Annotated in this window: 4 protein-coding genes; all 4 read left to right on the top strand. The window is 71.9% G+C overall.

The features are described 5' to 3' along the window. The coding region (locus ACIQOV_RS35095) for a BBE domain-containing protein (protein ID WP_401054895.1) at nt 1-876 on the top strand (876 nt) is incomplete at its 5' end. Further along, on the top strand, nt 869-1,642 hold the full coding sequence (locus ACIQOV_RS35090; RefSeq protein ID WP_359915586.1) for an SDR family oxidoreductase: 774 nt from the start codon (nt 869-871) through the stop codon (nt 1,640-1,642). The genes ACIQOV_RS35095 and ACIQOV_RS35090, both read left to right, overlap by 8 nt. Before the next feature lie 34 nt (nt 1,643-1,676). Then, nucleotides 1,677-2,393, top strand: a complete 717-nt coding sequence (locus ACIQOV_RS35085) for a DUF2306 domain-containing protein (RefSeq protein ID WP_401054894.1) — start codon at nt 1,677-1,679, stop codon at nt 2,391-2,393. Nucleotides 2,394-2,531: 138 nt separating this feature from the next. Then, nucleotides 2,532-2,894 (top strand): YciI family protein, encoded by a 363-nt coding sequence (locus tag ACIQOV_RS35080; RefSeq protein WP_401054893.1) that lies wholly within the window; start codon nt 2,532-2,534, stop codon nt 2,892-2,894. The last annotated feature ends 111 nt before the right edge of the window (nt 2,895-3,005 follow it).

The raw sequence follows: 3,005 nt of genomic DNA, 5'->3' as shown, positions 1-3,005 counted from the left end.
CAGGGCGCTTCGTTCAGCGTGACCGTGCCGCAGGGCCGGCTGTTCCTGCTCGGCGACAACCGGATGGGCTCGCTCGACTGCACCTGGTACGAGGAGCACGACGACGCCGACGCGCCGGCGGCCGGCCTGTGGAGCAACCTGATCGTCACCCACCGGAACTCCGGGGCCTTCGGGATGGTCGTGGTGATCGACCACGAGGGGCCGGACGCCGAGAAGGTGCTGGCCGAGCACTTCGACGCGGTCAGCGCCGGGGTCGGGGTGGAACCGTCGGTGCACGTCACCGAGGTCGTGCCCTGGCTGAGCTCCTGGCTGCCCTCGTACAGCTTCCCGAACGACCCCAAGGGGCGCTACAAGGACAAGGCCGCCTACCTGCGCAAGGGTTTCACCGACCACCAGCTCGGGGTGGTCTGGCGCTACCTGAGCGATCCGGAGCACATCAACCCGATGTCGTGCCTGGTGGTCGCCGGCTTCGGCGGCAGGGTCAACACCGTCGCCCCCGACGCCACCGCCACGGCCCAGCGGGACTCGATCCTCAAGGTCCTCTACAGCGGCGGCTTCTGGCTGTCCGCGGACCAGGACGAGGCCTGCATCGCCTGGGTCCGGGAGTTCTACCGCGAGGTCCACGCCGGGACCGGCGGGGTCCCCGTCCCCGACGGGTTCACCGACGGCGCCTACATCGGCTACCCCGACCGCGACCTGGCCGACCCCGCCCTCAACACCTCGGGGGTGCCCTGGTCGGCGCTCTACTACGGCGGCAACTACCCGCGCCTGCAGCGGGTCAAGCGGGCGTACGACCCCCGGAACGTGTTCCGCCACGCACTGTCGATCGAACCAACCGACGCACAGCCGGACTTGCTGGAGGATCAGGATGCTTGAGAACAAGGTCGTCGTGGTCTCGGGGGTCGGCCCCGGTCTGGGCCGGGCCATCGCCCTGCGCGCCGCGCAGTCGGGGGCGGACGTGGTGCTCGCCGCCCGGACCGCCTCCCGGCTCGCCGAGATCGCCGCGGAGGTCGAGCGCACCGGACGCCGGGCACTGGCCGTACCGACCGACATCACCGACGACGAGTCGGCCGCCGCCCTGGTCAAGACCGCGACGGAGGCCTTCGGCCGGATCGACGCCCTGGTCAACAACGCCTTCGCGGTGCCCCCGCTGGTCGACCTCGGCGAGGTCGAATTCGCGGACGTGCGCGCCGGGTTCGAGACCAACGTCTACGCCGCGCTGCGGCTCACCCGGCTGTTCGCCCCCGCCCTGGCCGAGAACCGGGGCTCGGTCGTCATGATCAACTCCGCGGTGATCCGGCACTCCAAGCGGCTGTTCGGCGCCTACAAGATGAGCAAGGCCGCCCTGCTGTCGCTGGCCCAGAGCCTGGCCACCGAGCTCGGCCCGCAGGGCATCCGGGTGAACACCGTCGCCCCCGGCTACATCTGGGCGGACGCCCTGCGCGAGGGCTTCGGCCACTGGGCCGCGCAGCGCGGCGTCACCGTGCAGGACATCTACGACGAGATCGCGGCCACCCTCGACCTCGGCCGGCTCCCCGAGCCCGACGAGATCGCCGACGCCGTGCTGTTCCTGATGTCCCCGCTCTCCCGCGCCGTCACCGGCCACTGCCTGGACGCCAACGCCGGCGAGTACCACCACTGAACCACCCGGACCCAACGGAAGTCGAGGATCAGCGGTGACACGGAACACGAAGCCGTCCGGGGCCCTGGCCGCCGGACCGGAACGCACGAGACCCGGCACCGGAGCGGGCGCGACCGCACCGAGCTGGTGGCAGAGCCCATGGGTGACGGCCCTGGCCGTCCTCGTGGTCTTCAATCTGGTGTACGCCTTCCCCCGGTACCTGACCGGCGGCCCGGGCCAGGCCAGGATCCCCCTGGACCCGTCCTTCCCGGCGCACTACGCCGTCCTGGTGGGGCACGTCGTCTTCGGCAACATCTCGATGGTGACGGTCTTCCTCCAGGTCCTGCCCTGGATACGCCGCAACCACCCGACGGTGCACCGGATCAGCGGCCGGGTGTACATCTTCGCCGGGGCCCTGCCCGGCGGCCTGCTGGCCCTGGTGCTGCTGCCCTACTCCACCGCCCCGAGCGGCAGGATCGGCCTGGCCATGATGGGCGGGCTGTGGCTGCTCACCACCGTGCTCGGGCTGCGGGCCGCGCTGCAGCGCCGGTTCGTCGACCACCGGCGCTGGATGGTCTACAGCTTCGCGATGGCCCTCGGCACGAGTTGGGGCCGGGTGGTGGTGGAGCTGATGGGGTACATCCCCGGCTTCAAGCTCGACCTCCCGGTACTCCTGGAGGTGGCCAACTGGGCGGGCTGGGTGGTCAATCTGCTGGTCGCCCACTGGTGGCTGGAGCGGACCGGCCCCCGGGCCGCCCAACTGGTGCGCTGACGTTCCTCCCCGCGCGGCCGGCCGTGGATCGCCACGGCCGGCCGCGCGCTTTCGTGTCGAAAACGGGCCGTCGGCTCCGACGTCCCCTGTGAGGACCCCTGGAGAAGGCCGGGGGCCGTGGCCCAAGGAGTGAGAATCATGAAGTACCTGCTCGTGATGCACATGGACCCGGTGCTCTGGGAGGGCCTGTCCGTCGACGAGCAGCAGGCCGTCTACGCCGGCCACGGCGACTTCATGAAGCTCATCAAGGAGTCCGGCGAGCTGGTCACCACGCAGTCGCTGGCGCTGCCGGAGCGGAGCACCACCGTACGGGTCCGCGGCGGCGGCCCGGCGCACAGCGACGGCCCGTACCTGGACACCAAGGAGTTCGTCTGCGGCTTCTACCTGGTCGACGTCGAGACCAGGGAGCGCGCGATCGAGCTCGCCGGGCTGATCCCGGACGCCCGCCACACCGGCGTGGAGGTCCGTCAGGTGATGTTCGAACAGGGGCTTGAGATGTGAGCCGGGGCCCGGCTCCCCCCCCGGGGGCCCGCGGCCGGCCCCCGCCCCCCCCGCGGCACCCCCCCGCCGGGGCGGGCGGGGGGGCCCCCCCCCCCCCCCGCGCGGGCGGCG

Origin of the sequence: Kitasatospora sp. NPDC091257 (genome assembly GCF_044757675.1) — a bacterium.
In the GTDB taxonomy this organism is placed as follows: Bacteria; Actinomycetota; Actinomycetes; order Streptomycetales; family Streptomycetaceae; genus Kitasatospora; species Kitasatospora lactacystinica.
The sequence above is the reverse complement of the archived record's forward strand: the minus strand, read 5'-3'. Positions and strand labels throughout refer to the sequence as shown.